Source organism: Methylobacterium oryzisoli (genome assembly GCF_046557895.1).
Taxonomy (GTDB): Bacteria; Pseudomonadota; Alphaproteobacteria; order Rhizobiales; family Beijerinckiaceae; genus Methylobacterium; species Methylobacterium oryzisoli.
Genome location: NZ_JBKIBX010000103.1, coordinates 1 through 2,479, shown reverse-complemented (window position 1 = coordinate 2,479; position 2,479 = coordinate 1). Strand labels below are relative to the sequence as shown.

The window sequence follows — 2,479 nt, the reverse complement described above, 5'->3', positions numbered from 1 at the left end:
GCAGACCCAGAGTGCCGCCTGACCTCGCGCCCACGCAACGATCCCACCCGCGGCCCTCACCGAATGCTCACATCGCGACGGCTCGCGCCGCCGAATGACGGTGATGCTCGCGAGCCGGTTTGAGCCCTCCCGTCGTTCCTGGCACTGATCTGGCGGAGAGCTGACGGTCTCGCGGTATGGCTAAAGAGCAACGCGACGGAGCCGATCTCCGCAGGGGCCGCCCTACTCAGCGCGTTTCGTCCTGAGGGTCATGGTCCGGAGCAGCGCTGCATCCGGCGCCTGATCGGCTCACTTGAAAGGTGTGTGCTTGGCTACATGCCATTCGCCCTGCAATCCATGTCCCACTGAGTTCCCGCGCTGTGCGCGGACATGTGTGACGTCGCCTGGGCGACGCCAGAGCGAGCTGCGGAATGGGAAAACGCCCCCGCCTAATCGGCGGGGGCGTATTGCCCTTGACTGGCGAGGGCGATGTTACAGCGGGATACGGCGGTGCTTGCGACTGGAGTGCTTCACACGCTGGGTTGTGATCTTGCCCGCACGTGAGGTACTCTTGCGGCGCTCAGACTTGGTTCGCCCCGTTGCCCCGCCGGAGAGCAGCTTCACAACCTTGTACGCGTACCGACCTTTGTCGCCCTCTGCTGGCTTCAAGCGGATGTCTATCGTCGAGCCGCTTTCGAGCTGCAATAGTGGCTCCATCAGCATACGTCGCCCGATTAGCTTCACCTTGCAGAGCTCTGAGGGGTTCGCCGCCTGCTCATCCGCATTCACATCATCCTGCGGCTCAGCACGGCCTGCATCCCTCTTCTTCTTGACGTGAGCGGAAGCCAGTTTGGCGAAACCGCCACCTTCCACAACTTTGCTGGGAACGTCCTGGGCCGGAACACCCTCGTCAAAGAAGGGACGTACCGCGCAATGGAGCTTGCTCGCGTTCTTCGATGCTGCGTTGCCCTTTGCGCCACCGGCCAAAAGCAGAACAAACCGCAGGGCTTCCGAGCGGTCGGCCTTTGCTGGGCCGCCCTTATAGTATTTCCAGAACTTGTCCTGACAGAAGGCAGCCCAAGCTCGCTTGTTCCTCACGAAGTGCTGAGCGAGGCCGTAGCAGTACGCCACAGCGTAGCGCTTCTCCTCGCGATAATTTGCTCCGAGTGCCTGGAGACGTTCCATCGAGGTCCGAATTGTCTTCAGGACCTGCTCCACCCCGCCTTCGCGCTGGAGTTTCTTGCTGTCCAGGATCTCGAAGGAGGCGCGCCGCTGATCCGGTTGGGTACCGTCCTTTGCGACCGACGAGCGAACATTCGCTTTAAGCGAACACCGCTTCTGCTTGCCATCACGCTGACCGGGGACACGAACCGAGTGGTCCGCCTTCAAGCGAGAAATGTTTGAGGCTGGCTTCGGCTTGTTCGACATTGTGCCCTCTCTTGAGTGACAAAGAGAGATTCGCACGTTTCCGGGAGCTCTAAAATGTTCCACAAGTTGACAAAGTGATCCAGTTAGGTTGTGGAGGACGAAGCGCGGTAAGTGCTTGATCCAGGCTCCTAATCGGCATCCTCTTCGGCGAAGTTGATGGCTGCACGATTTCGCGTGTACTGACGCATCGCCTCATACACGCCCTTCGACAGCCGGGGGATTCGGCAGGGCATGGGGGCGACCGCGTCGGGGAGGCCGAAATAATCCTCCTTGGCCATCGAGCGGCGATCCAGGAGTTCCCGGAGGCGGGTTTGCACCCAGAGGCAGCGCGAGAAGAACCCCTGGATCTCCTCGTGCCTGGCCGCCGTCTCGGTCGGCCGGTCGAGGAGGTGCTCGTCTGCGGGATCAAACAGCCAGGAGATGTCGCAGTCGTAGTAGCGCACAAACTGAAACGCAGCCGTTCGCTTGTAAGCCTTCCAGATCTCCTGATGTTGCGAGTCGCTGTACTCACGGGACCGTTTTCCAGCGCCGTCCCGACCTCGGAAGCCACCCTTGCGGTTGATGAACTCGGACGCTTTGCCAAGGCTCGCACTCTCGCGTTTGTCGCGACTTGGCGGGCGGTAGCTGAGAAGGAACCGAACGATGTCAGCAACGTACCTCGTGTCGTCGTAGCCCCACTCGCCTGAGACCGCCTCGAACATGGGCAGACTGAGCAACCCGCTATCGCGGGGCCCTAACTGGGCAATGTACGCTTTCGGCTCCAGGGCTTGAGTAAGCCAGCGAGCGTCGATTTCACCCCCCTTGTTCTGCTCGGCAGCGAGAGCATGGTTGATCGCGTGGAACACCAAGTTCGTCGGCGCGTAAGGCTCCTTCGGCCAGTTCAGCCAGCCCGAGAACGCCAGGACCGCGAACTCACGCTCTAACCCGAACTGTGGGGCACGAGCGCCCGTCAGGATCTCGACCGCGCGAACCACATCCATCGCTGAACCCTCCGCCAAAACGCCAGCTAGAGCGTTTTCGGTTTAATCTGGATCGTATCCGGCAGCGATGAAGAAGTTGGCACACTCGTCGG

2 protein-coding genes are annotated in these 2,479 nt (G+C 61.0%); both read right to left on the bottom strand.

What is annotated here, in order from left to right; translation table 11 throughout:
• Positions 1–471: 471 nt before the first annotated feature.
• Positions 472–1,407, bottom strand: coding sequence for a hypothetical protein (locus ACKUB9_RS34180; protein WP_407531138.1), 936 nt, complete (start codon positions 1,405–1,407; stop codon positions 472–474).
• Positions 1,408–1,535: 128 nt separating this feature from the next.
• Positions 1,536–2,387 (bottom strand): hypothetical protein, encoded by an 852-nt coding sequence (locus ACKUB9_RS34175; protein WP_407531136.1) that lies wholly within the window; start codon positions 2,385–2,387, stop codon positions 1,536–1,538.
• Positions 2,388–2,479 lie beyond the last annotated feature (92 nt).

Coding starts and splice junctions, on each gene's coding strand:
- ACKUB9_RS34175 (WP_407531136.1), bottom strand. CDS start 2,387: ATGGATGTGGTTCGCGCGGTCGAGATCCTGACGGGCGCTCGTGCCCCA.
- ACKUB9_RS34180 (WP_407531138.1), bottom strand. CDS start 1,407: ATGTCGAACAAGCCGAAGCCAGCCTCAAACATTTCTCGCTTGAAGGCG.